The 24,073-nt window shown below is 58.4% G+C and carries 20 protein-coding genes; 9 read left to right on the top strand and 11 right to left on the bottom strand.

Features of this window, described 5'->3' with window-relative positions; genetic code table 11:
* The first annotated feature begins 23 nt into the window (after window positions 1–23).
* From DBV08_RS18015 to DBV08_RS17980, 8 genes are all read left to right on the top strand, one after another.
* Window positions 24–1,007 (top strand): zinc-binding dehydrogenase, encoded by a 984-nt coding sequence (locus tag DBV08_RS18015; RefSeq protein WP_124568318.1) that lies wholly within the window; start codon window positions 24–26, stop codon window positions 1,005–1,007.
* A gap of 11 nt (window positions 1,008–1,018) precedes the next feature.
* Complete coding sequence (locus tag DBV08_RS18010) at window positions 1,019–1,966, top strand: 3-carboxyethylcatechol 2,3-dioxygenase (protein ID WP_124568317.1); 948 nt, start codon at window positions 1,019–1,021, stop codon at window positions 1,964–1,966.
* 283 nt (window positions 1,967–2,249) lie between these two features.
* Window positions 2,250–3,440: a CdaR family transcriptional regulator gene (locus DBV08_RS18005; protein WP_124568316.1), complete on the top strand. Its 1,191-nt coding sequence runs from the start codon at window positions 2,250–2,252 to the stop codon at window positions 3,438–3,440.
* Window positions 3,441–3,731: 291 nt separating this feature from the next.
* The gene (locus DBV08_RS18000) at window positions 3,732–5,108 is read left to right on the top strand and encodes an MFS transporter (protein WP_185564694.1); all 1,377 of its coding nucleotides are present in this window, start codon (window positions 3,732–3,734) and stop codon (window positions 5,106–5,108) included.
* Between the two features lie 66 nt (window positions 5,109–5,174).
* A complete protein-coding gene (locus DBV08_RS17995) occupies window positions 5,175–6,629 on the top strand; it encodes an aromatic amino acid lyase (protein ID WP_124568315.1) in 1,455 nt (484 codons plus the stop codon).
* 897 nt (window positions 6,630–7,526) lie between these two features.
* Window positions 7,527–7,715 (top strand): hypothetical protein, encoded by a 189-nt coding sequence (locus tag DBV08_RS17990; RefSeq protein ID WP_124568314.1) that lies wholly within the window; start codon window positions 7,527–7,529, stop codon window positions 7,713–7,715.
* Window positions 7,712–8,020 (top strand): hypothetical protein, encoded by a 309-nt coding sequence (locus DBV08_RS17985; protein WP_148090787.1) that lies wholly within the window; start codon window positions 7,712–7,714, stop codon window positions 8,018–8,020. The genes DBV08_RS17990 and DBV08_RS17985 overlap by 4 nt, the downstream gene beginning before the upstream one ends.
* Before the next feature lie 355 nt (window positions 8,021–8,375).
* Entirely contained in the window at window positions 8,376–8,585 is a 210-nt protein-coding gene (locus DBV08_RS17980; protein ID WP_124568312.1) for a hypothetical protein, read from the top strand.
* A 2,128-nt stretch (window positions 8,586–10,713) separates the two neighbouring features.
* Here DBV08_RS17980 and DBV08_RS17975 read toward each other — a convergent pair.
* From DBV08_RS17975 to DBV08_RS17935, 9 genes are all read right to left on the bottom strand, one after another.
* Window positions 10,714–10,914, bottom strand: a complete 201-nt coding sequence (locus DBV08_RS17975) for a hypothetical protein (RefSeq protein ID WP_124568311.1) — start codon at window positions 10,912–10,914, stop codon at window positions 10,714–10,716.
* Between the two features lie 231 nt (window positions 10,915–11,145).
* Window positions 11,146–12,444, bottom strand: coding sequence for an MFS transporter (locus DBV08_RS17970; RefSeq protein WP_260395632.1), 1,299 nt, complete (start codon window positions 12,442–12,444; stop codon window positions 11,146–11,148).
* 34 nt (window positions 12,445–12,478) lie between these two features.
* Window positions 12,479–13,174 carry a VOC family protein gene (locus DBV08_RS17965; RefSeq protein ID WP_185564692.1) on the bottom strand — a complete coding sequence of 232 codons (696 nt, stop codon included), beginning with the start codon at window positions 13,172–13,174 and terminating at the stop codon, window positions 12,479–12,481.
* Between the two features lie 60 nt (window positions 13,175–13,234).
* A complete protein-coding gene (locus DBV08_RS17960) occupies window positions 13,235–14,347 on the bottom strand; it encodes an NADH:flavin oxidoreductase/NADH oxidase (protein ID WP_124568308.1) in 1,113 nt (370 codons plus the stop codon).
* On the bottom strand, window positions 14,344–15,321 hold the full coding sequence (locus DBV08_RS17955) for an amidohydrolase family protein (protein WP_260395631.1): 978 nt from the start codon (window positions 15,319–15,321) through the stop codon (window positions 14,344–14,346). The genes DBV08_RS17960 and DBV08_RS17955 overlap by 4 nt, the downstream gene beginning before the upstream one ends.
* Window positions 15,318–15,758 (bottom strand): hypothetical protein, encoded by a 441-nt coding sequence (locus DBV08_RS17950; RefSeq protein ID WP_124568306.1) that lies wholly within the window; start codon window positions 15,756–15,758, stop codon window positions 15,318–15,320. Before DBV08_RS17950 ends, DBV08_RS17955 begins: the two co-directional genes overlap by 4 nt.
* A gap of 22 nt (window positions 15,759–15,780) precedes the next feature.
* Entirely contained in the window at window positions 15,781–16,971 is a 1,191-nt protein-coding gene (locus DBV08_RS17945) for an FAD-dependent monooxygenase (protein ID WP_124568305.1), read from the bottom strand.
* Entirely contained in the window at window positions 16,968–18,350 is a 1,383-nt protein-coding gene (locus DBV08_RS17940) for an MFS transporter (RefSeq protein ID WP_311715712.1), read from the bottom strand. The genes DBV08_RS17945 and DBV08_RS17940 overlap by 4 nt, the downstream gene beginning before the upstream one ends.
* 39 nt (window positions 18,351–18,389) lie before the next feature.
* Window positions 18,390–19,868, bottom strand: a complete 1,479-nt coding sequence (locus DBV08_RS17935; RefSeq protein WP_124568356.1) for an aldehyde dehydrogenase — start codon at window positions 19,866–19,868, stop codon at window positions 18,390–18,392.
* Window positions 19,869–20,029: 161 nt separating this feature from the next.
* Here DBV08_RS17935 and DBV08_RS17930 point away from each other — a divergent pair, with 161 nt between their 5' ends.
* The gene (locus DBV08_RS17930) at window positions 20,030–21,769 is read left to right on the top strand and encodes a helix-turn-helix domain-containing protein (protein ID WP_124568304.1); all 1,740 of its coding nucleotides are present in this window, start codon (window positions 20,030–20,032) and stop codon (window positions 21,767–21,769) included.
* Between the two features lie 1,126 nt (window positions 21,770–22,895).
* Here DBV08_RS17930 and DBV08_RS17925 read toward each other — a convergent pair.
* Together DBV08_RS17925 and DBV08_RS17920 are read right to left on the bottom strand one after the other, a co-directional pair.
* Window positions 22,896–23,228: a putative quinol monooxygenase gene (locus DBV08_RS17925; protein WP_124568303.1), complete on the bottom strand. Its 333-nt coding sequence runs from the start codon at window positions 23,226–23,228 to the stop codon at window positions 22,896–22,898.
* Window positions 23,229–23,350: 122 nt separating this feature from the next.
* Window positions 23,351–24,073 carry an aldehyde dehydrogenase family protein gene (locus tag DBV08_RS17920; RefSeq protein ID WP_260395630.1) on the bottom strand — a complete coding sequence of 241 codons (723 nt, stop codon included), beginning with the start codon at window positions 24,071–24,073 and terminating at the stop codon, window positions 23,351–23,353.

Here is a 24,073-nt window from a genome sequence, read left to right as displayed (position 1 = left end):
TCTACGTCGGCAAAGTTGCTCACATGCTCGCAGCAATCGCAGTCTCCCAGAATGCATTCGACCCCTTGTCGGGATTAGTTCTCAAGGACATTCCCAAACCCGAACCGAAGCCTGGATGGTCCGTCGTCCGCGTCGTATCATCATCGCTGAACATGCACGACGTGTGGACTCTTCGTGGGGTCGGGCACCCGCCCGAGCGGCTCCCGATCACTCTCGGTTGCGACGCCGCCGGAACGGACGAGGACGGAAACGAGGTACTGATCTATCCCGTCATCGCCAACGCCGATGCTGGGATGGGTGATGAAACCCTGGACCCCAACAGAGCGCTGTTGTCCGAGCAGCACGACGGCGCCTTCGCGGAATACATCACGGTCCCCACTCGTAACCTGGTGCCAAAGCCGGCATGGCTCTCGTTCGACGAAGCTGCGTGCCTACCGGTTGCTTGGACAACGGCGTACCGAATGCTCTTCACCCAGGCTCGGCTGACTGCCGGTGACCGCGTGCTCGTTCAGGGCGCGGGAGGGGGAGTCGCGTCCGCAGCAATCAAATTGGCTGCTGCGGCAGGCGCCGTCGTCTATGCGACCAGCCGCAGCGAAGAAAAGCGTAGCGAGGCGATCAGCTGGGGCGCACGAGGCGCATTCGAGAGCGGAGCACGTCTACCTGAACGAGTAGATGTGGTCATCGAAACCGTAGGTGAAGCCACCTGGGCTCACTCGATGAAATGTCTACGGCCTGGTGGGACGATCGTCGTCGCCGGGGCGACCAGCGGGGCGAACCCGCCTGCGGATCTTAATCGGATCTTCTATCTGCAGCAGCGAGTCCTGGGCTCGACCGGCTGTACTCGAAGTGAACTTGTCGCCATGCTCAAAATGATGGATGCCACCGGTGTTCGCCCCGTCATCGACCGCACGTTGCCGTTGGAGGAGATCCACAAGGGACTTCAGATCATGATCGACGGTTCCTTGACCGGAAAACTCGTCATCAACCCAAACATTCAGCCGCAGTGAGGATTTAACCTATGACCACCGCTCTAGTCGGACTATCGCATTCACCGCTCATCGGCAAGAACGACCCCGATCCCGATAAACTTGCACGCATCGACGCTGCCGTGAAGAACGCTCGTGCGTTCGTCCGCAAGTTCGATCCCGAACTAGTCGTGCTGTATGCACCAGATCACTACAACGGTTTCTTCTACAAAGAGATGCCCCCATTCTGCCTGGCGACCGAAGCACACGCGATCGGCGATTTCGGGTCGCAGGCAGGCCCCCTGTCAGTCGATAGCGCTGCTGCGAGATCCCTCGCCCAAAGCACGCTCGACCGCGGAATCGATCTGACCGTGTCCGCCCGAATGATCGTCGACCACGGCTTCGTGCAGCCTTTGGAAGTATTGTTCGGCGGAATCGATCGGGTACCTGTCGTACCGATCTTCATCAACGGTGTCGCAACTCCGCTTGGCCCCTTGCATCGCATCCGGTCCTTCGGCACAGCAATCGGCGAATCAATTGCCGCACTGGATAAAAGGGTGTTGTTCATCGCATCCGGCGGCCTCTCCCATGACCCCCCGGTGCCAACCCTGGATGGCGCACCTCCCCGCGTAGCTGACGCCCTCATCGAGGGCCACGCGCCCACCCCGGAACAACGCGCCAAAGGTGAAGAGCGGGTACTGCAAGCCGGCCGCGATTACGCAGCCGGTATCGCCACGATGATCCCGATCAATCCCACGTGGGACAACCACGTACTCGATACGTTCGAGAATGCCGATTTGGCCGCCATCGACGACTGGACCGTGCAGTGGATGGGAACCGAGGGCGGAGGATCGGCGCATGAGGTGCGTACGTGGATCGCCGCCTACGCCTCACTTGCCGCCACCGGCAAGTATCGGACCCTCTCCAGGTTCTACGAGCCAGTCCCCGAGTGGATAGCTGGCTTTGCTGTCACAACCGCAGTCGAAGACGAGCATCGGTGAAGCATCCAATGCCGCGAGACACCTCCGACTGTGCGGCCATATGAACCTGCCCGTGCCATCCTCGGTGCAACCATACAGAGGGGTCTGCTCCGTTAAGCCACAGCTTGCCGACGCTCGTGTCGATTCAGGTTCCGCAGCTCCCGGACGAGGATCGGCATGCAGGAACACAGGTCGCAGGCGATGTCCTCGACCGCCAAGGCCGTCCGAGACCACACGACGTAAGCTGGTTCTTTGAGACCTGAAATGCGCGTCCGCCGCTCGCATCTAGTTTGACAGGTACTGCATGAGCAACGACATCCAACGGTACGCAGACGCTTTGGCCGATGAACTGAACCGGTCGATCGAGATTGACGACCCTGGACTCTTCCCGATAGCGGTGACTGAGCAACACGGCGACATCGACGACGTACGAATTCGGTCGATTCTCCAGCGGCACTCCTCGCCAGAGGTGTACGAGTACGCATTCTCTCTCGACATCGCTCACGCGTCGGGGCCGGTGCGTTATCCGCCCCAAGCCGAGCTCAAGTCACTCCCTCGGGTGTGCATCCCGTTGCGGTATCAGCAACAGCTGCAGGGGTACCTGTGGTTGATAGACAGTCCGCCGCTGACTGAAAGCGAACTTGGCTCGGCGGTGACCGCGGCGCAGACCTTCGCCGAAATCCTGCACGGACGAGCCCAATCGACCCTCACCGAGCTCGACAGTGAAACAACGCTCGTTCAGCGGTTGTTCGACGACCCTCTCGCAATCGGCGAACATGACGAGCTCGTTCGAACTCAACCGCTACTCGATTTCGAGACAAATCTGACCGTGATCACCACACGCATCGCCTCCGGGAGTCACGCAGTCGATTCGCTTACCCGGCCGAGGATTCGCGACGCACTGCAGGAAGTGATCTACGCCCGCCCCACAGGGCGGTCGCTCATCGGGGTCGATTCCGATCTCGTGCACTTGATCGTCAGCACCGAAGTCACCAGCGCGCGATTGCAGCCGTTCCGTCGGGCCCTGTTCAAGGCAGCACAGAGGCGTGGATGGGTACTCAGAGGAACAGGCGTGGGAACTCCCGCGTCTTCTCTGCGCGGACTGCGCAACTCCAGTGCCCATTCCACATTCGCTGCCACAATCGCGCATGCACGCCGCGTCGAAGAACTTGCATGGAGTGAACTCGGCACCGATATAGCGTTCTACGGCCTGTCCTGGACACCCCAAACGGTGAACAGTTTCTTCCCCGGCGCCTCATGCCTCCTTGACGACAACGTGTCGTTGCTGCGGGAAAGTCTGGATGCGTACTTTCGTTTCGGAGGTGACACACGCCGTGCCGCATCATATTTGGCAGTTCACCGCACAACGCTCTATTACCGACTCGACCGAGTGAGAGAGCTACTGGGTGGGGATTGGACAGACGGCGACCGGCGGTACGGACTCGACTCCGCTCTTCGACTGGTCGCTCTCATAACCGCACTCAAGGCTGATTGATCCGCCGTCTCAGCGCTCCGAACACTACATTTCGACACCGTGAGCAATATCCGCCAGATCTCCCGCAAACCGATGGAAGACCGGACCGCCATACACGCCTAGTGTTCGAGGTCACAGCGCGGCACACTCAGCATCAAAACTACCGTGTCGCCTGAGCAGCGGGTCGATCGAGAACTCGATCGATCCAATTCACACACCTACAGACTTTCACCAGAAGTCGTACCCAGCCGGTTTGGGGTCTCACGAAATGTCGAGATCAACCCATTCGGTCTGCATCGCAAGGAGAACTTAGTGTCGACAAACGTATTGGACGACGCGAAATTATCGCGATTCCACCTCAAGACAACGCTGTACGGAAACGGGGGGCACCTAGTCGACGGCTACATCCTCGGAATCATCGTGCCCGCGTTACCACTGTTCGCAAAGATGCACGAGATCACACCGTTGATGAGCGGGCTTCTCGGGGCATCGGCGTTGATCGGTGTCTTCCTCGGCAGCCTGATCTTCGGGCGGCTAACGGACCTGATCGGTCGGCGACGAATGTTCGTCATCGATCTCGCTTTGTTCGTCATTCTCTCTGTCGCCCAGTTGGCCGTCACCGGCGCCATCACGTTGTTGATACTGCGAATATTGCTCGGCATCGCGGTCGGTGCGGACTACACAATCGCGACAACGCTGGTCGCTGAGTTCGCTCCCAAGAAACAACGAGCGACGCTGCTCGCCATGGGGCCCGCGATGTGGACCGTCGGCTACGTCGCCGCCATCATGGTGGGGACCGGCATCGCCAACCTCGCCGGCGACGACTCGTGGCGATGGATCCTCGCAACCAGCGCGATCCCCGCACTCGTACTGATCGTCCTTCGACGAAAAACTCCGGAATCGCCACGCTGGCTCGCACAAAACGGGCGCCCCGACGAGGCACTCGCCATTTTGCGTGAACACGTTTCTCCCACTGCAACATTGGCAGATCTTGCCGACGAGGACGACCGCGAGTCGAACAGCTCCTGGGCAGACGTTTTCGCACCTCAACATCGCAAGCGGCTGGCATTCTGCTGCCTGTTCTGGTTCTGCCAGGTCGTTCCGTACTTTGCCGTGTTCACTTTCCTCCCGACGATCCTCGACTCGTTCAACATCGCATCGGGATTCTGGCAAACCACCAGTGTCAACCTGTTCCTCCTCGTCGGAGGCGTCATCGGAGTCTTGACCATCGGCCGAATCGGCCGACGGCCCTACACATTGATCTCGTTCACACTGCTCGCCGGATCCACACTCGCAATCGGCCTGTGGCAGAACGCGCCCGCTGCATACGTCATCTCGTTGTTCGCGATCTTCGCACTCGTTTCCTCGGCGATGTCTGCACTGGACACCGTCTACCCAAGCGAATTGTTCCCCACCAACGTGCGCGCCACAGCCACCGGGATCTGTGTTTCCTTCAGCCGCATTGGAGCGGCCGTCGGAACCTTGCTTCTTCCCGTGGGTATCGCTCACTACGGCGCACACGGGGTCACCTTGGTCGCCGCGGCGATCGCCAGCCTTGGTCTACTGATCAGCATCGCGTGGGCACCTGAAACCGCCAAGCTGACGTTGGCCCAAGCTGCCGGCGAAGCTCCCTCCGACCGCATCCAGTCCGTCGACCGAAATCAAGCCCGTTCTCCCCTCGCTCCCTGACGGCAAACTCGGCATGCACGATCGAACGCACGCGTGGCGAATCAGCTCACACAAAGGAAACTATTCATGACCGTCATTGTCGACACCGCGACAGATCTCACTCTGGACACACTCGAACGAGTTACTCGCGGCGGCGAAGACTGCGAGTTAAGCCCCGCCGCGATCGTCCGTATCGATGAACGCCGCGCGCAGTTCCTGCGCTATGTCGATGCTCATTCAGACAAGCATCTATACGGAATCACGACGAAACACCATGTGGGGGCAAAATCTGTACTGGGCGAAGATAGTAGGGCCGAATTCGCCACCCGCCTGCCTTCAACACCCGCAACCGGCGGGCCAGCTCTACCGGATCACCTAGTACGGGCAATCATCCTGGCTCGACTCACAGATGTTCTGAACGGCACGGCTTGTTTGCGTTCGGAGACCGCCACGAGGTTACTCGGACTTCTAAGACACCCTCAGCTACCTCCAGTTCCGTCGAGAGGCAATGGCGAGCCGGGCGACATCGTCCCCCTCGGTCATCTACTTCGAGCCGAATTCAACGGGACCCTGCAACTCGGCGAGGGAATGGCATTGATCAACGGCTCCCCCGTGGCTACAGCTGCTCTCGTTGATGCCGTGCTCGACAGCAAACAACGAATCATCGCAGTCGAGCAGGTAATGGCACTGGCGGCACTCGCCATTCGTGCTCCAGCAGCGCACTATGCGCAAGAGCTCGAGGTCCTATGGCGCGACGAGCATCAAGCGACCACGCTAAGCAATTTTCGCCGTCTCGTCGAACACGATGCGCACTCTGAAGAGTTGCCATACCAGGCACCCGTCTCCTTCCGTAGCGCGCCGCGGGTAGTCGGCTGGAGCCGGCGCACACTCGCAGCGGCGGAGGAATGCGCAGAGATCGCACTCGCCGCGTCATCAAACAACCCCGTCTTCGTAGGGCCCGGCACGGTACCCCCGCTAGGGGCGATCTTGTCGAATGGCGGTTACCACAACGCGCTGGTCGCACCAACCCTGGACTCACTCGCACGATCCTGGGCCGATATCAGCCAACTTGTGACTGCTCAGGTGAACAGACTCGTCGAAGACCCCACGGGCCTAGCGGCAACTGAACCAGAATCGCAAGTGGGCCTGTTCTATATGACCTCGGCAGGGTGGGCCGAGGAATCCCGTGCAGCAGCGACACCGTCTTTGATCGGAATCGGGGGGGCGGGTCAAACCGACACCGGTACCCCCGATCTTCTCGCTTGGAGGAAGGCTCAAGAAGCGGGCACGGCTCTCGACAACAACCTGTCCTTGCTCGCCGTAGTTGCAGCGCACACCCTTGCCCGCACCGACAGACCCGTCGCCCCCGCATCGGTACAGACTTACCGGGCCATCCTCGATCGGTTCCCCGTCGGCACCGACCCCATCGACTTCGCCGTCCGACTTCAATCCATCACCGATGCACTGACCACGCAACTGATCAAGACCGATCAGGATCTAACCGAACCGAACACCACCCGAACGGTCGAACCCAGCCACTGACGAAGGCTTTCGATCAAGAAACCACCTCACGTGACTTCTCCTCACCGATCGGGACATCAAGGCTCGTATGCGAACCCGAACACGAAGGATGCGGAGCCGATCATCATGAAGATGCAACGGCATGCCACTCCGACATAGAAGTACATCAGGAGTCCGGATCGTCGATCGAAGCGTTCAGCGCACCGTGCAGGTCCGCGACACTCGTAACCCAGACGCGCGCGCGTCCACCGAATCCCGCGATCGACGTCCTTCTCCGACTTGGATCCAGCGGTGCTGTCAGGCTGCCGGCACGAGAGTGGCCAGCTTCACCGGAAATGGATACTCACTGGGGCGTCCACGCTAGATCCGATGACTGCGGAGTGAGCGTCCTCGTCGACGCCGACGATCGTGAACACCGAGACGCCTTCGATCCCGATTTTCACTTGGTCGTCCTCGGTTACGCAGCGCGATTCGAATGTCGATCGTTAGACGAGGCCTTGGCTTAAAGTCACCCAGCGGGAGGGAGTTTCTTGCGGCTTGGGCTGAGATCGGATGGTGCCCAGCGGATTCCCTCGCGCGCCCCGCCGCAGCTCACTGCGGTGTTTTCTTCAGGACGCCCTGCCCTTCTGCTGACAGGTTGCGAGTGTCCAAGAGCTCGTCAGCGGGCGCCTTCAGATCGTTGTACTTCGCGGCAGTACTGATCTCGAGCACCATGGTGCGTATCCGAATGTCCTCGACCAGGTATGGCTCCTCAAAACACGGACTGGATGTGCCAGTACGCGTCTCCTTCGACATCCTCGCGGTCCAGGTAGCGCGGGCATTCGTAAAGACCTTCGGCGCCTTACCACTCGATCACCGCCTCCGCGGCGATCTCCCTAGGCGCAAGATTGGTCGGGAAGCGCAGTCCCTCAGTGAGAATTGGTCAGTCTCACCGACGTTTCCGGTTTCGACTCCCGTTGGATTCCGTTGCTGCTGGGTCTGTTCGGGCTGGGATCCTTCATCGGTGTCAGCGTCAGAGGCGGGCTCGCCGGCACCCGGCCGTTCCAACTGCTCGCTGTGGGATCCGCAGCACTGCCTTCGCTCTCACAGCATCCCACCCCTCAGTGACATTGGTGATGCTGTTCGTGCAGGGCGCACTGTTGCTTCGGGGACGGCCCGACTTGATCTCCCAGGTGCTCCTCTACGCCGCCGACGGTGCGCCGACTTTGGGTGGATCGTTCGCGACGATCGCGTTCAACGTCGGTGCTGCACGGGGACCGGCGCTCGGCGGGCTGGCAATCGGGAATGGGACTGAGCTACCGCGCCCCGCTCGGGACTGGCGCCGCACTGGTGACACTCGCGATCGTCATCGGCGCGGCCACCTTGTCTCTGTGGCGGCGACCAGCTTCTGTCCACGAATCCGTCCCGCCTGACCAGATACCAGGATCTGTGAACGCAGAGACTGCGCTCTGCACGCAACGCGGCGCGTATCGGAATGCCCTCGACCAGATACCGCCCACCGACCGAAAGAGTCCTTTCGGTCGGTTACCCTGGACAGGGAACCACTATGTGAGAGGTAGCCGTGAGAATCTGGAATTGGTTGATGCTCAATATATCTTCCATCGGCGGATCGCCGAAGGTTCGGAAGATAGTCGACAGTCCAATTTGGGCCGGACGCAACGACTGCAAGCTCTGATTCAATCGGCAGCAGATCTTGCGAAGCTGCGCCGAATCAGGCTGATTTCCACCAAAAAGTTGCCGAACTCACATGCCATCTAAGGAGACAAAATGCTGAACGGAGTTGCAGTGTGGGCGCTCGCGGCACTGCTGGTTCTCTACGCAGCCGCATTTCTCACGGCCCTCGTAACATGTGCTGGGGCAAATCGGCTCACTTTCACACATCGCGCGGAGTGGCTGATCGTCATCCTCATACTTCCACTGGCAGGCCCCTGGGCGTGGCTGTTATACAGGCGACATACCAAGCGCCCGCTGGCCTGATCCGCCAGCGGGGATCAGCAGCTTCCGTATCTCTAGTAAGGCGAAAAAGGCAGCGAAAACTATGGACTGTGTGCGGTATTCACAGCCCGTGGCTTGGCAGCCTATCAACGGAGCGTGAACGCTGCACGAAGTGAAACCCGCCGCCACAATCAAACCCGCACCCGCGAAGGTCGCTCGGATGCTACCCATGGTGAGAAAGCTGACTACCACCGCGAGGCCGATTTTTTTCGAAGATGGTACAGGCGATCCAGCCGGGATTGCTGGTGCCCTTCACCGCTGCGGCGCGGTGGATCTGAGGTTATCCGAACTCTTGCTGCGGGACATGGCCATTCCTTCATCTCGAGTGGAGTTGGATCTCCCGGGATGATATAAGAGATTTCGGGAAGTACCATGGACCGTCGTCACCCTTCGATGGGCCCGAAGTTCTCACTGAACCGCGGTGTCCGATTCATCTTTCTTTGCTCGGGCATGATCGCCGCCCGAGCTGATCACAGCCCTTAGTCTCTTCACGGTCTTTCGCTGCTCCCTCGACAACCTGAATTCACCACTGCAATCGGTTTCTCTCGACATCGCCCCGAACATAAATCCAAGCAATGAAACCCGCGCAGATAGCGAAGATCCCCCGACGCGACCGTCCATGCGTTCAGGGCAAATTCCGTCAACACACCCGCAACGAACATCATCGCCCCGACTACCATATCGGCGTAGAGCTGTTTCGACATTTTCATCTCCTACTTCCGAGGCTTGGTATGCGGGCATTGGTTTGATTGGGTGTTACGTCTGGTTCAATTCAATGCTGTAATCGGGCACATTGAGCAGCCCTTCGAGGGGCCCGAAGGGTGAAATGGGCGACAGACAGCGCCGAGCGTGGGGCGCGTGGAGGCGCGCGGTGCCAACGAACAGGTGGCAGAGTCACACGAGACCGACAACGAAACGCCTCCGATCCAGCGGTGGAATCGAAATATTCGGACATTTACGGTTCATGCGTTGGTGGCTTCGATGTCCGCCAACACATTTACGCTCGCGGTGCCCGCGTATCACGGCATTCTGACGCGCGTCCTCGGATTCCGTGCAAGCGTGGCCTGGATTTGAGTGGTGACGACAATGGTGCTCAGCACATGGTTTGCCGAAAAGGACTGACGGAAACTCTCTTTCGATCCATCCGCTCATTTTCGTTGGCAGTTCGTCAGGGCCGAGCAGCGCGGGGCGGAATCGTCGAACCTCCGATCTCAGCTATACGTGCATAGGACGGTGAGTCGGCCGGGACTATTCGTCGCTGATCGGCGGATCGCAGCTTCATTGCCAAGCATCCAGAACCTGTAGAAGATACAGCGGAGAGTCCGTCCGCGACAGTAAAAAGGGCTTTCAGTGCACCGCGGTGAAGACGGGCCACGATCTGGCCGTCTTCGCTGCACGTCAGGCTGAGGTCGCCGCTTTGCGAGGTGGGAAGAAGTAAGCGGGTGCGACACCGAAATGGTCCGCCAACACAGGGGGATGGGTTTGTGCCACAACAATGAGGGGCAGGAGATGACGCACCCCGACGGGAAAATCTCTTCCAGCTCCAGCTGAACAAGCTATTCAACGCATCCACGAACCGACTGACCAATCGAAGCGTCGTCAACGCCCTCCTGACACGCAATTGTCGGACCACCGTCGTGGCTCCCGATGCTGGGTACAGCCAAGCTCGCAGGTGGTCTCGGCGTTGATCGCCCTGTTTGGTGGTCGGTCTCCGTCCCGGCACCGCTGTCTAGCGGAAACGGTAGATACTTTCGATGAACACCCGGTCACGAGCACGACACTGGGTGGGTGCAACGCGCGCAGTCCGCTTGCGCTGCCAAGCAGCGTTTCGGACTCCGCTGCGTGTGGCTGATCCATCAGAGGGAATGCCTTGCTGAGTGGTCGGGGTCTACGTCAATCCGTTGCTCAACATCGCGCACAAATATTGCTTCGTCGCCAGACTAGGCAGATCACAGTGGCTCGGTGGTTCTTACCTTCGGCGCGCTTACGGTCGTAACACATACGAGACAGCAGATCGCGCGGTGCTGCGAACGCCGAAAGATACATGGCGCGTTTGAGTCTGGCATTTCCGCCATACCGGTGGTGTTCATCTTTGATCGAAGCTCCCGATCTATGAGTTCACGGTGCGATGCCCGCGTAGACGGCAGATGGCCGGCGTTGGCGAACCTGTCGATTCGGAGATCTCGACGAGCATCGTGACCGAGGTGCGACAACCGACACCAGGCAGAGACATCGGGATCGGCCCGTCAGGATGCTTGCCCAACTCGGTTTCGAACTGTTCTGCGGGCTCGGCCCATGCACGCCGCACCATGCAGCAAGGTTTCGGCACCTTCCGGTGAACGACTCGAAGCACGTCGGCGACCGTGCGATCTGACTTCAACAGGTCGAGGACTTTTCGGCGGAATTCGGGTGGATAGCGCCGAGGCATCGTGGACCTCTCTCGGGCGCATCAATTCCTGAAGTTTACGAACGAACTCAGGAAAACTCGTGGCACATCAAAGTCTCCGGACACTCCGGTGCGATTCAGTTAGCGAGTTGCAAACTATCCAAGTTCAGCGGTCGTCGATCGACTGGTTTCCGGACCAGCAAGCGCCGCAACGGTTCCAAGGAGTGCGACGGCCACACAAATCCACACTGCGGGTTGCCAGGAGTGCGAGCCGGAACTTATCGCCTGCGCGATGGTAGGCGCAAATCCGGAGGCGAGAAGCCCGAGCATAAGACCGACCGCCATACCCGTGTATCGCACCTTGGACGGGAACTGTTCAGCGTAATACGCCCCGCCTGAACCTATTGCCATGCTGTAGAAAACGCCGATGCCGACGATTCCAGAACCCACCACAAGTGGTAGGTTGCCGTCATCAATAGCTGCAAAGAGAACGAAAAGCGTTGCACTACTTCCTAAAGCACCGACTATGTAAATAGGCCGGCGGCCGAAACGATCCGCCAACAGCCCAACAGCCGGTGCCATTATTGCGGCCCCGATATTTCCTACTGACACAACTGTGAGCATCGCCACCCCGGAGATCCCTCCGTACTGACTGACATAGCTTAGCGTGAACACATTGAAGATCGTCCCAACCACATTGATGGCACTGCACATTGTTACTCGCAGCGTTGCGGGCCAATGATCACGGACGAGTGTCACGATCGGAATTCCGCTGGCCGCATCGCGTGCACGTGTCTGCTTGAATGTTTCAGTCTCTTCCACGTTTCGCCGCAGGAAAAATGCCACGACAGTCAAGACGCCGCTGAACAAAAAGGGAAGTCGCCACCCCCAGGATAGGAGTTGATCCTCGGGAAGCGTTGCGATGGGAATGAAAACCAGAGTTCCCAGCGACATTCCCAACTGCATTCCGCTCATCGAGAACGCTGTGTAGAAGGCACGTTTGTTGTCTGGTGCATGCTCGACAGTAAGGCTGCTCGAGCCGGGCACCTCTCCTCCCGCAGAAATGCCTTGAAGAAGGCGGAGGATAATCAACAATATCGGAGCCGCGACCCCAATTGAGTGATACGAGGGAAGTAACCCGAGGGCAAAGGTAGCGCCACCCATCGTACCGATCGTGAGTATCAGTGCAATCCGCCGACCAAATCTGTCGCCGATATGACCCCAGAATACCGCGCCGAATGGACGTGCCACGTAGGCAACACCAAAGGTCGCAATAGCGGTCAAGATTCCTAACTCACCAGCGAGGTTGGGAAAGAATACTTTGTTGAAGACGAGCGCAGCTGCTGCTCCATAGATTATGAAGTCATAATATTCGAGAGCGCTGCCAAAGAATCCGGAGATGGCCGCGCGACGCACCTTCGCGTTATTTTGCACTTTAACTTCGGTGATGGACAATATTTACTCCATGTTAGCGACGCTGCGAGTTTCCTCAGAGCGTAATCGGGTTCAATCGGATTGATTGAGTTCCCACCGTGGATCCGAATGTCACGGCATACAGGCCGTCGGGCCCTCCGTTGTAGATGATTTTTGTTCCAAGTTTTTCAGGGTCGGCCACGTCGCCAAGCCACCTTTGTAAATCCGCTTTTCTCCCGCCGATTTCGATTGAAATGACGCCGGTAGCTCGAACGTCGCCCGTCCCCTCTTGTGGAAGTGTTGCGCTCGCATGCCCACTCAAGTCAGGGACGTAGTAGATATTCGGTTTTCCCAATCGCCACGAATTCCAGAAGTCAGGTGCGTGCACTGTCCCAGAAGTGGCACGCGCTGCTTCCATAGGCACCTTGCCGCCATCGATTCCTTGTCTTGGCGTAATCCCACGATGCTGTGCAAAGGCTTCGATTTCATCGAGAGAATCACTTCGCAGACACAGTCCGGCGAAGCAGTCGCCTTTCGCGGTCTGGCGCTCCAACTCCAACGCCATCGGGCTACGATCGGCAATCATCCGATGTTCGATGATGCTCTCGACCTCGATGTAGACGTGTTCGCCCAGTGAGAGAATCTTCTGCCCTAGACCCAGCCCTGGAAAGTAGCCGCCGTCTGTGGATCCAATGCCCGTAGATTGGCTCAGCTCGACCGTCGTCCGGTAGAGGTTGTCCGACCAAACTGCTATGTGGTCAAGAGTGATCACAAATATCTCCCATGAATTGTGTTTCGTCGATTCGCGGTGCACAGCCGATGAGTTGTGAACTCACCGTGTGGTGACTCGAATGCGCTCCTGGAAACCGCGGGCGTACTGCTGCGGGTGACGGACTGGTACTTCGAGTTCGAAAGCTGCTCGTTGAGCCCAGTTCGGATTTCGCAGTAACTCCCTGGCTAAAAACACAGCGTCTGCCTGTCCTGAAGCAACAATCTGCTCAGCCTGATAGGGCTCGGTTATCAATCCCACCGCCGCGGTGGGCATTCCGCTCTCTACTCGAATTTTCTCAGCAAAAGGCACCTGATAGTTCGGGCCCACCGTGATCTTTACGTCGGGTGTGATTCCGCCGGTCGATACGTCGAACAGATCGACACCTCGATCGCCGAGAACACGCGCAAGGGACACGGAATCAGCACTCGTCCACCCCTCCCGTTCGTCGTCTGTGTCACCACCGAGCCAGTCAGTGGCCGAGGTCCGAAAGAACAGTGGCTTATCGTCCGGCCACACCCGCCGGACTGCGTCGACGACCTCTACTGCGAATCTTGTTCGGTTCTCCCACGAGCCGCCGTAGCGGTCGCTCCGTTGGTTTGTCAGCGGCGAGAGGAATTGATGAATCAAATAACCATGTGCCCCGTGCAGTTCCAGCACGTCGAAACCTGCATCACGCGCAAGACGTGCGCTTCTCGCGAAATCAGTTACCAGAGATTCGATCTCTTCAATCGCCAATTCCCTGGGCGCAGGAATTCGGCCGAAGGGCTCAGCGCTCGGTGCAACCCGCTCCCATTCCTGTTCTACGTATGGACTGTCTGACCATGGCCGACCAGTGGCGGCCTTGCGGCCAGCGTGCACAAGTTGGATTCCGACAGCAGTGCCGTATTTGTGCAGGAAGTCGATAGTGCGACGGTGTGATCGCCCTTGCTGATCGTTCCAAAGCCCTAGGTCGTACTCGCTGCTGCGTCCATCCGGACGGATCGATGTCGCTTCAACCATGGCGAGACCTACGCCGCCGACCGAGCGTGCAGCAAAGTGCTGAAAATGCCAGTCCGTCGAAGCTCCTGTATCGGGTCCTGAGGGTTCGGACGCGAACTGCATCATCGGTGACATCCAGATTCGGTTCTCGAATGTCATTCCGCGCAACGTGAACAGATCAAACAGCCCGGTCATGACACGTCTGCCGGATATAGCTCGTGACAGAGGAAGGCTCTTCCGTTTTCTGCCAGTACGGTTCTGTCCAGTCCGCAACTATCCACGAATTCAGACACCCGGGTTTCAGCCATGTCGAAGGGGTAGTCGGTTCCACACACGATTCGCTTCTTGTCCGCTTGTTTTCTCAACAAGGCAAGAGCATCGACATCGTGGGTCACCGTGTCGAAGTAGGGTTCGTGAAACAACTCTCGCGGGTTTCGTGTGCTGCCGGCCCGCACGTCCGGCCGCGCGTGCCAGGCATGGGACCAACGGCCGAGAAGGTCGGGAGCGCACCCTCCGCCATGGACGAAGCAAATCCGGAGATCGGGAAGCTCCTCCAGCACCCCACCGAGAATGCTTGACGCCACGGCTGTGGCGGTCTCGACTGGATTACCGATCAGATTGGCGAGGTAGTACTGCGGCCATTCTGGTTTCGGCAATTGCATTGGGTGAATCAGGACCGCCAGACCGTGGTTTGATGCTGATCGCAAAATGGAACGCAAGATTCCTGTATCGAGCGAGGAGCCGTGCAGTAGCGGAGGGATCGCGATACCGGACAGTATCTGCTCCTGTGCGATCGAAGCCATTTGGCGATCTGCTGCGGCAGCGTCGTCGAGCCGGACCGATCCCAACCCGGCGAGACGGCCGGACGACTCGCTGACCACTCGGGCCAGGCTTTCGTTGTACGTATCGATGTACTCCTCGGCCGCAGAATTCACCGCGAATGCAAATGGCGGAGGTGAGAGCGCGCGCAACGCAACATTGTTGCTGTCCATGTCGGCGACTATGGCGTCAACGTCACTCATTGCTTCGGTGCGTATCGACAGCGGGAGATCACCGAGGAACAGTTCACCTCCGTTGTCGCGCATCCCACCAAAAGGGGAGCCCGGTGGAAGTTCGAATAGTTCGGTCGGCAACCAATGGGCGTGGATATCAACCAAATCGGCAGTCACGATCCTCTCACCGGCCGTGGCTCGTTCTCCGAATTCATGTGTTCAACGGTGGTGAAGATCAGTTCGGAGTCACCGATGTTCTCGATATCATGTAGCAGGTATTCTCCTGCGGCGAAGTGGAAATGGCGCGTTTCGCCGACGCTGTACGAAACATCCCTCGTGGTGCCGTCGAACGTATGTTGGCGACTGATACCAGCGTTGACCGCTGTCCAGAAGTAGTCCAGGACGTGGCGATGCGCGTGCCAGCGCTCGCCCGGCGCCAATCGAATCTCCCAGACGCGAACTCGGTCGTTTTCGCTGAGCAGTCTCGACCCTACTTCGCCGTCGAAGGCGTGAGTGTCGAACTCGGCGCGGAGTTCGTCGGACCATCCATCAAAATTCTCACCGATCAAAGTGCCGGCTAGGGGAAGATCACTCAGAAAACTATTCGGGGACATAGCAATTCCTCTCTCTTTGCTGTTAGCGGCCCGGGCCGTAGAGACCGAATCGAAGATCCTTGTCGCCCGGTGTCCAGGTATTGGCGAACTGTGATCTCTCACCCATTGCTTTTACTCGTGTCAGAAGATTGTTACTGAGCTCGAGTTGACCGGGCTCCCATTTCTCCAGCGCCTCGGGCACATTTCCCGAGGAGGCAGTGAGAGCTTCGCTCAGAGCCCAAGCGTCGGCTGCAGCTTTCGCGGTTCCCGCCGCGGCGTGAGGTCTGGCACCGCACGCAGCGTCGCCGATGAGTGCAACTCGGCCGCTGGCCATCTTCGATGCTCTGGAGTCCCACACCACCTGTATGAATGGGGCGTCGGTTGAAGTTACCAATTCTGCCGCTGCCGGCGCGAGAAGCCTGGCTGCCGCATCGCGCATCTCGTCCACGTATCGGTCCTGCACTTGATGCGGATGAACGGATACCTTTCCCTGGAATCCTCTTTTGTCCGTGAGCATCTCGTCCAGATCTGGGCCAGCAGGGACATTCCGGTACCAGACGTAGTTCATCAATCGATCGCCCGCACCGGCACCTCTCTCACTGGGAATGGGGTACATCGTGATTTGCGAATGCGGAATGATGTTGTAGGTGATGGCGTTCCGTAGAATACCGGCCGTCTCCGCAGACAACTGTGATTCATCAACAGTTCCACGCCACCCGATATATCCCGAATAATCCAGCGTGACGTCAGGATCGATGCGCGCGCGGTTAACAGATGTAACTCCGTCCGCGATCACAACGAGCGAGGCCTTCTCACGGCGACCACTGACGAACCTGACGGTGACCGAATCCTCATCCTGCTCGAATCCGCATCCGAACTCGCCGAGGTGGTAGTGCTCGCGGCCGAAGTCAGCGAGCAAAGCGCGGTAGAAGGTTCCCCAGGACGTGTGTGCCCATGATCGGGCGTCGCGGTCAACGATGCGGTTACCGTCTTCGATGTACTGCACCCAATCCGTCGTCGTGCTGACATCTTCCGGACGCTGCGAACTCCGTTCTCGAAACCACCGGAGAGTATCCGGTTGTAGAACGATCCCTCCACCGCGACCGTCCAGATCAGATGCGGTTCGTTCGAAAACGTCGACCTCGAATCCGAGATCCTGAAGAAGTAGTGCTGCAGTCAAGCCCCCGATCGATCCTCCAATGACCACTGCTCGCGATCCAGAGTATGTGCTCACTTCGAAATTCCTTTCACTGTTGGGTGTTCGAGCGGAGCCTCAGGCATTGTGTCCGTGGGCAGTTCGGCGTCGCGTGTTTCGGGTGCGAAGTACAGTCCGATGAGCGAGATGACTCCGGTAGAAGCCAGCACTGCCGTTGCTATGCCGAGGTTGCCTCCAAACCATGACGTGGCGATCACTCCGGCGACGAGGGGTCCAGCGGCAGTGATGTATCGACCGATACTGTTCGCGAGAGCGATTCCGCTCGCTCGCATGCTCGGAGCGAACATCTCTGGGCCGTAGACGAAATTCCCGGATAGCGCCCCGAAGAGTCCGAACCCGACGATCGGCAACACGAACAGGTATGTGGTGTAGGAATGCTCGAACGGGAAGAGGTAGGCGATGCTGACGCCGGATACCACAAAACTCACCAAGAATGCCTTGCGTCGGCCGATCCAATCGGCAAGGAATCCCCACGACGCGTACCCGAGTATTCCTCCGGCGTTGAACATCATCGATGAAATTGCCACGCGGTGGTTGGCGATTTCGGCTGACAATGACTCGGCGGACGCAACATTGCGAATGATTTGTGGATACCACGTCGATACGCTCCAGAAAGCAAGCAGCGCGCCAGTGGCGAGAGCTGTGCAGATGAGCGTCGCGCGTAGGTGCGGTGGTGATAATAGGCGTCGCAAGACGAACCGATCTTCAGCGCTTCGCACGGCGTTCTTCTTGCGCTCTTTTCGCGTTGCGATAACCGTTTTAATCTCTTCAGGCTCAGGCACGTAGCGGCGTAGGAACCAGACCAAGAACGCTGGAACGACGGCTAGAACGAGCATGAAACGCCATCCTTGCTCGCTGAGCATGCTGTAGGCGAGCGCAGCGATGAAGAATCCTCCGGCGTAGCCCGACATCATGACTCCACATGCGCGGGCGCGGTATTGGTTGCGCCAGACTTCGGCGACGAGTGCGGCACCGACCGGTGCCTCGACTCCTGAGCCCAGACCTGCAATGAACCGGAGAATTCCGAGCTGCCACCATGTATCCGCGAATGCGGCGAGAGCAGTGAAGAGCGCGTAGGTCAGAATTCCTATGGAGAGGACTCGAACTCGGCCGAAGTAGTCGGCCAGGACCCCGAATAGGATTCCGCCTGTTGCCCATCCAGCGAGAAACAGAGCAACGGTCAGACCACCGTAGAGTCCGATGTTGCCGGAATTGACACCGATGCTTGAGTTGGGAAGAAGTTCAGTCATGGCGGGCCCGAGGACCAACGAGTAGAGGCTACCGGCGAATCCGTCGAGCGCCCAACCCATTGTGGTTCCGAACAACACGAGCCATTGCATGCGGGTGATCTGTTGTCGCCAACCCGGGGCGGGGGGCGAACCGTCGTTCTGTGTCACTGTGTGCTCCGTTTTCAGGGTGCAGTAGGTGGGCAGCGATCAGTTAAGGCGGTCAGGTGTTTCCGATCCGTACCAATCGACGTCGCTGTCGGCGATGCGTACGACGATGGTTTTGCTCCACGTGAAGTCATCGAAAGATTCAGTGCCGGCATCTTTTCCGGTGCCTGATTCTTTGATTCCGCCCCAAGGCAGGGATGGTTCGAGGCGATGATGGTCGTTCACCCAGACCATGCCGGATTCAATGGATTCCGCGACGCGGTGGCCTCGGGCGATCTCGCGTGTCCACACGGCGGCTCCGAGGCCGAACCGGTTGTCGTTGGCCATCTCGATGGCTTCTGCCTCCGTGTCGAAGGGCACCACCACTGCGACAGGTCCGAATATCTCTTCTTGCGCGACACGCATTGAATTGGTTGCGTCAGCGAACACCGTGGGCGCGATGAAGAATCCTTCTCGAAGTGCGTCAGGAAGGTTTGGAATAACGCCCCCAGCGGCTAGTCGCGCTCCCTCTTGCACTCCTATTGCGATGTAGTCCAATACTTTTCGTCGTTGGTTGTCGCTGATTACCGGACCCATTTGTGTCGATGCGAGCGATGGATCTCCAATGCGGATCGCGTTGGCACGGGCAGTCAAGGCCGTCACGAATTCTTCGTACCGTCCGCGCTGCACGAGAAAACGAGCGCCGGCGACACATGACTGTCCGGACGCGACGAATGCCGCGAAGGCAGCCCCTTCTGCCGCAGCCACTGGGTCGTAGTCATCGAATACGATAACCGGCGTCTTACCGCCCAATTCGGCGGTGATGCGCGCAAATCTGGACGCGGTGGACACTGCTGCAGAACGGCCTGCTTCGGTGCCCCCCGTGAGCGTAATTTTGGCGATACCAGCATGCTCGCTGAGGCCGATGCCAGCCTCTCGTCCGCCGGTTACGACGTTGATTACTCCATCTGGAACGCCTGCTTCGCTGACGATCTTGGCGATTTTAAGGGTGGTCAGAGGAGTGAGTTCGGATGGCTTGATCACTACGGTGTTTCCTGTTGCCAAAGCTGCGGACAGGCTTCGTGCAAGAATCAGCGCAGGGTGGTTGAACGGTGTGATTATCCCGCAGACCCCGAGCGGCGACCGCTTCTGATAGGTCAGATACGGCCCATCACCCGGCAGGACCGCATTGCGCTGCGCTGCAAGTAGTCCGGCGTTGTAGCGGAACCATTCGGGCACTCGGGAGAGTTGGGCACGGGTCTCGGTGATCGGGCGCCCATTGTTCTGCGTCTCGAGCGTGAATAGTTCTTCGCTTGCCGCTTCCAGCGCGTCAGCTGCCCGGAGGAGTACCTTTGCGCGCTCGGTCCGAGACATTCTCGGCCATGGGCCGGAGTCGAAAGCCGCGCGGGCGATCGCCACCGCATTGTCGACGTCAACTCGAATACCGTCCGGCACAGTCGCGATCTGTTCACCCGTCGCCGGGTTGATGATGGTTAGTGTGGAGCCACTGTTAGCGGGGATGTCTTTTCCGCCGATGAACATCGAGTACTCGATCATTTGAGGTCTCGTTTCGCTGTCTTGGGAGTCGTTAGTTATTTGATTCTGCGATCCAGATCACAAAGTAGATATATTGATACCGACACAAAAATCGAGAATGGGTGTGTCTGCACACACTCCACTTGGTCTGTCAGGAGGATTGAAAAGTGGAAAAGCAACCCGAACTCGGGCAGTGGCTGGACGCTGTGCGGACGATCACCCAGACTGTCGCCACCGCCCAGCCGCTGCCGGACGTGCTGGATTTGATCGCAGAGACTGCGGTCAGATTGATGGAGTACGACTTCTGCGGCGTACTTCTCCCCGATCCTGCTCGTAAGAAGCTGACGATCAAAGGGTGGAGCGGGCTCTCGTCGGAGTACGTGGCTAATATCAACGCTGATCGGCCCGTTCGACTCGACCAGGATCCCTTTTTTGAAGCGCCGTCGAGCACTGCGTTCAGGGAGGGACGAGCAGTCTCGATCAGCGACATCGCCGCAGCGCCGCAGTTCGCACCGTGGGGCGGCGTCGCAAGGGAACAGGGCTATCGTTCCATGATTTCGGTGCCGCTGATCGAGTCCGCAACGTCCGTAATCGGCACATTGAACTGCTACCGTGCGGGCGCCCACTCCTTCTCCGGGCCGGAGATTCGCCTGCTGACGATGCTCGCCGATCAGGCTGCGATCGCCCTGACCACCGCCCGACTGCGCGACTCCGAAGCACGCCGAATCAACGAGCTCGAGATACTCAACCATGAACTCCATGAGCAGCGAGACCTCCTGGAGAAATCCGAAGAAATCCATCACAAGTTCACCGAGATTGCGCTGAGAGGGGGTGGAATCTCTGGCATCGCAACCGCATTGTCAATTTTGATCTCACGACCGATCTCCATCGAGGATGCACACGGGACAACCATCGGGCACTCGGCTGGTGCTTCCGACGTGCCTCAAACCGACAGTTACCGAATGCACCCAGTACTACTGTCGGAATCAGAAGTTGCCAAGATCTGGGTTGGAGAACGGGAGGCGTCACTGACGCCACTCGAGAAGAGGGCAATCGAACATGCGAGCGTGGTGACATCACTCGAGATTCTCCGAATACGTACCGCAGACGAGGTGCAGTGGCGGCTCCACGGAGCCGTATTGAACGATCTCCTCAGCGGAGAAGCATCAGCAATGTCCACCGTCGTGGAACGGGCGCAACGACTCGGTCACGATCTCTCTGTTCCACACACCATCATAGCGATATCCCTGACCCCGACAGCCCCCGCAGAGATGAATACTTCTCTGCAGCAAGCACTTCGGCGCATTTCGTCTTTCATCAGAGAACGCACCCCCCTTCCGCTCGCAGCAGTGCATCACGACCGGATAGTCATACTATTTCCAACATTTCTCGCTCCGACACCAAACGACATCTCGCAGGTGTCCGAGAGAATCCGGACACTCGCAGGGTCTATCCGCCCACGAGCGGTCGCAACAGCAGCAGTCACCGGACCGTGCACTCTGGAATCGTATGCGAAGGGCTATCGATCGACAGCGGGGGCGCTTGATATGTTAGCCATGGCTGGCGGAGTCGGGACTACCTTATCTCTAGACGACCTAGGTTTGGTGGGCCTACTGCTTCAACTCGACGACACCGACCAACTCTCCCGATATGCCGATCGAACACTTGGACCAATCCGAAGTCACGACGAGAGTCGGGGCACAAATCTCATCGAAACGCTACGAACCTATTTTGCCCACGATCTTGACGCCGGCAAAACTGCAAGAGCACTGCACGTTCATCCCAACACCGTCGCCCAAAGATTGCGAAGAGTGCGCGCGTTGACCGGGCTTGATCTGAATCATCCGCCCCAATCCATGGAGATCGCGGTAGCCCTAACCCTCAATGACATTGTCCAAACACGCTGATCAACAGAACTGACGTGCCTGTAGCTTCACTTCCCGAAAACCCTTGGAAGCAGCCTTTTTCATGACTCCTTCTGTCGCCCAATATTTTCGCCGCGCGGTTGCCTCGGCCACGGGGCGAGCGTACTTCGAATGTTCGGCAACTAGCCGGCCACCACCAGATAGGAGTTTCGCAGGTCCTGTGTGCCGAAGGCAGCTCCGGGAACAGCAGGCTGGGCAGTACGGAACCGCTCGGGCTGCTACTGAAATCGAGTCCTCGCAGTTGTTGATCGACCAGCCGACGACTCTGCGACTGAATGTGACCAACACCGCGCAGCAGTACACGTTTCCTGCGCAGGTTTGATACCCACTCGCGATGGAGAAAGACCTGTTCGCCGGCTGGTGGCATCTCAGCGCCGGGCTCGGCGCCGCACGGTTGAACTAACTACAGGGATGCCTGGGACTTCACGGCGCCCTCGGTGCGACAGTGCTCTTGTGCAAGCCAGCCGAACCGAAGCGAAAGGATCATCGAACGCAATCACGACTATCTGGGGACCTAGTTTGTACTCGCGGCGTTCGTTCAGCGGATCCGACGAGTTCAATCTTCACGATCAAAGGGTCACCGCAACAATACAGTTGAATGAGGTGCGAGTGCGAAGGTCGGTCAGTCGGGCATACCGAAGAAGCCGAAATGTAGCGACTATGGCGAGATGGGGAGTGAAACAGCGCCATCTCCCGCGCCGCCGGGAAGGCCCCGCGATCGGTTTTCACACTCCCCAAGTATCACGGGGTATTGCACGTAGCACACAAGCGCGTTCCGCTCATTTAATTCCTGATGAGCGTGAGTCGATCTCGCGGGCAACAGCCTCGGCGATTCCGTACGCCAAACAGCGTCAGCTCATGGGCGTGCGTTCTCCACTGTGAGTGGGAATATCAACAAGAATTTTGGACGGCACACCTGCCGAGCTGCGGCCGCACAGGAACATTCGGACCAAACAACCCAAATCGTGCTTATTGCAACGATTCCCAGCTCTTCGTGATACGGCGTTGTCGATGCTCGAGGACGAGTGGTCGCCGGATATCTGAGTCTCCGGAGGAAACGAGCCCCCGTACGTCGGCGACACTGCCGCATCAACCCAGCCTGCGGATCTTAACAACTAGGCAGTGCTCCCCCGTCGGTGTACCCAATTACGACACGATCAGCGAGCAGTGGAAGGATTTTGGCCGTGCCGATAGATGTGAAGTGCGACGATGTCCGGTGAGCTTCGAAGCCTGCCTCGTCGATATACATCTCGAGGATCGTTATGTGTAGCGAATTCTCGACGTTGCGGAAGTACTCGTAGCCGAGATTGGCCGGCTCCTTTCGGCTTGCCTCAGCGAGTTGGGCCAGATGGCCGAGCGCCTCGTCCGCGGTTTCCTCGTCCAGCCGGTATGCGGCGACTACCCGAAAGTTCGACGTAGCATGCCGTGCATTCTCGGTCACGAAACGTCCTCTCTAGTAGTAGATTACGAGCAACAATCAGGACCGGACTGCAAATCAACGACGACTACGTTCGGTACGAGTCCTGACGCCTACTGACGCTTTTCGTGCGGTCGATTCAAGTCTCATCGGGGGGTCAACGTGTACTTCGTGGACAAAAACTCGCGAATTCCTTCGAAGCCACCTTCTCTTCCGATCCCCGAATGCTTGATGCCGCCGAAAGGCGCTGCTGCATTCGAGACGAGACCGGTGTTGAGGCCCATCATCCCGGTTTGAAGTTTTTCTATCATTCGCTGGCTTCGGCCGACGTTCTCTGTGTAGACATAGCTGACCAAGCCGTACTCGGTGTTGTTGGCAATGTGCACGGCCTCGTCCTCGGACGAAAAGCGAGTTATTGCCGGCACTGGTCCGAAGATCTCCTCGTTCACCATCCGAGCTTCAGGCCCGATCTTGTCCATCACGGTCGGTTGAAAGAAGTTCCCTGGGCCGACGATGGCCTGACCGCCGGTGACAATCTCCGCGCCGGTGTCCACCGCGTCAGCGACGAGACCTTCTGTCTTCGCGATGGCTTTCTTGTCGACCAGTGCGCCGATGTCGTAACCTTCGTCGGCCCCACGACCAATTTTCATCGCAGCAACCCTTTTACTTACTCGACGAACGAATTCGTCGGCCACGGAATCGTGTACCAATATGCGGTTTGCGGCGGTACATGCCTGACCTATGTTGCGGAATTTCGCGAGCATCACGCCGTCGACCGCTCGGTCGATATCTGCGTCCTCGAAAACCACGAAGGGTGCGTTGCCGCCGAGTTCCATCGAAGTACGCAATACATTCTGAGGAAGAAACAC

This window comes from Rhodococcus sp. KBW08, from assembly GCF_003852455.1.
Taxonomy (GTDB): Bacteria; Actinomycetota; Actinomycetes; order Mycobacteriales; family Mycobacteriaceae; genus Rhodococcus_F; species Rhodococcus_F baikonurensis.
The sequence above is the reverse complement of the archived record's forward strand: the minus strand, read 5'-3'. Positions and strand labels throughout refer to the sequence as shown.

Excerpts from the sequence above, each read along its gene's own strand:
- DBV08_RS18015 (WP_124568318.1), top strand. The coding sequence starts at position 24 with ATGCTCGCAGCAATCGCAGTCTCCCAGAATGCATTCGACCCCTTGTCG.
- DBV08_RS18010 (WP_124568317.1), top strand. The coding sequence starts at position 1,019 with ATGACCACCGCTCTAGTCGGACTATCGCATTCACCGCTCATCGGCAAG.
- DBV08_RS18005 (WP_124568316.1), top strand. The coding sequence starts at position 2,250 with ATGAGCAACGACATCCAACGGTACGCAGACGCTTTGGCCGATGAACTG.
- DBV08_RS17995 (WP_124568315.1), top strand. The coding sequence starts at position 5,175 with ATGACCGTCATTGTCGACACCGCGACAGATCTCACTCTGGACACACTC.
- DBV08_RS17980 (WP_124568312.1), top strand. The coding sequence starts at position 8,376 with ATGCTGAACGGAGTTGCAGTGTGGGCGCTCGCGGCACTGCTGGTTCTC.
- DBV08_RS17975 (WP_124568311.1), bottom strand. The coding sequence starts at position 10,914 with ATGGTGCGGCGTGCATGGGCCGAGCCCGCAGAACAGTTCGAAACCGAG.
- DBV08_RS17960 (WP_124568308.1), bottom strand. The coding sequence starts at position 14,347 with ATGACCGGGCTGTTTGATCTGTTCACGTTGCGCGGAATGACATTCGAG.
- DBV08_RS17950 (WP_124568306.1), bottom strand. The coding sequence starts at position 15,758 with ATGTCCCCGAATAGTTTTCTGAGTGATCTTCCCCTAGCCGGCACTTTG.
- DBV08_RS17935 (WP_124568356.1), bottom strand. The coding sequence starts at position 19,868 with ATGTTCATCGGCGGAAAAGACATCCCCGCTAACAGTGGCTCCACACTA.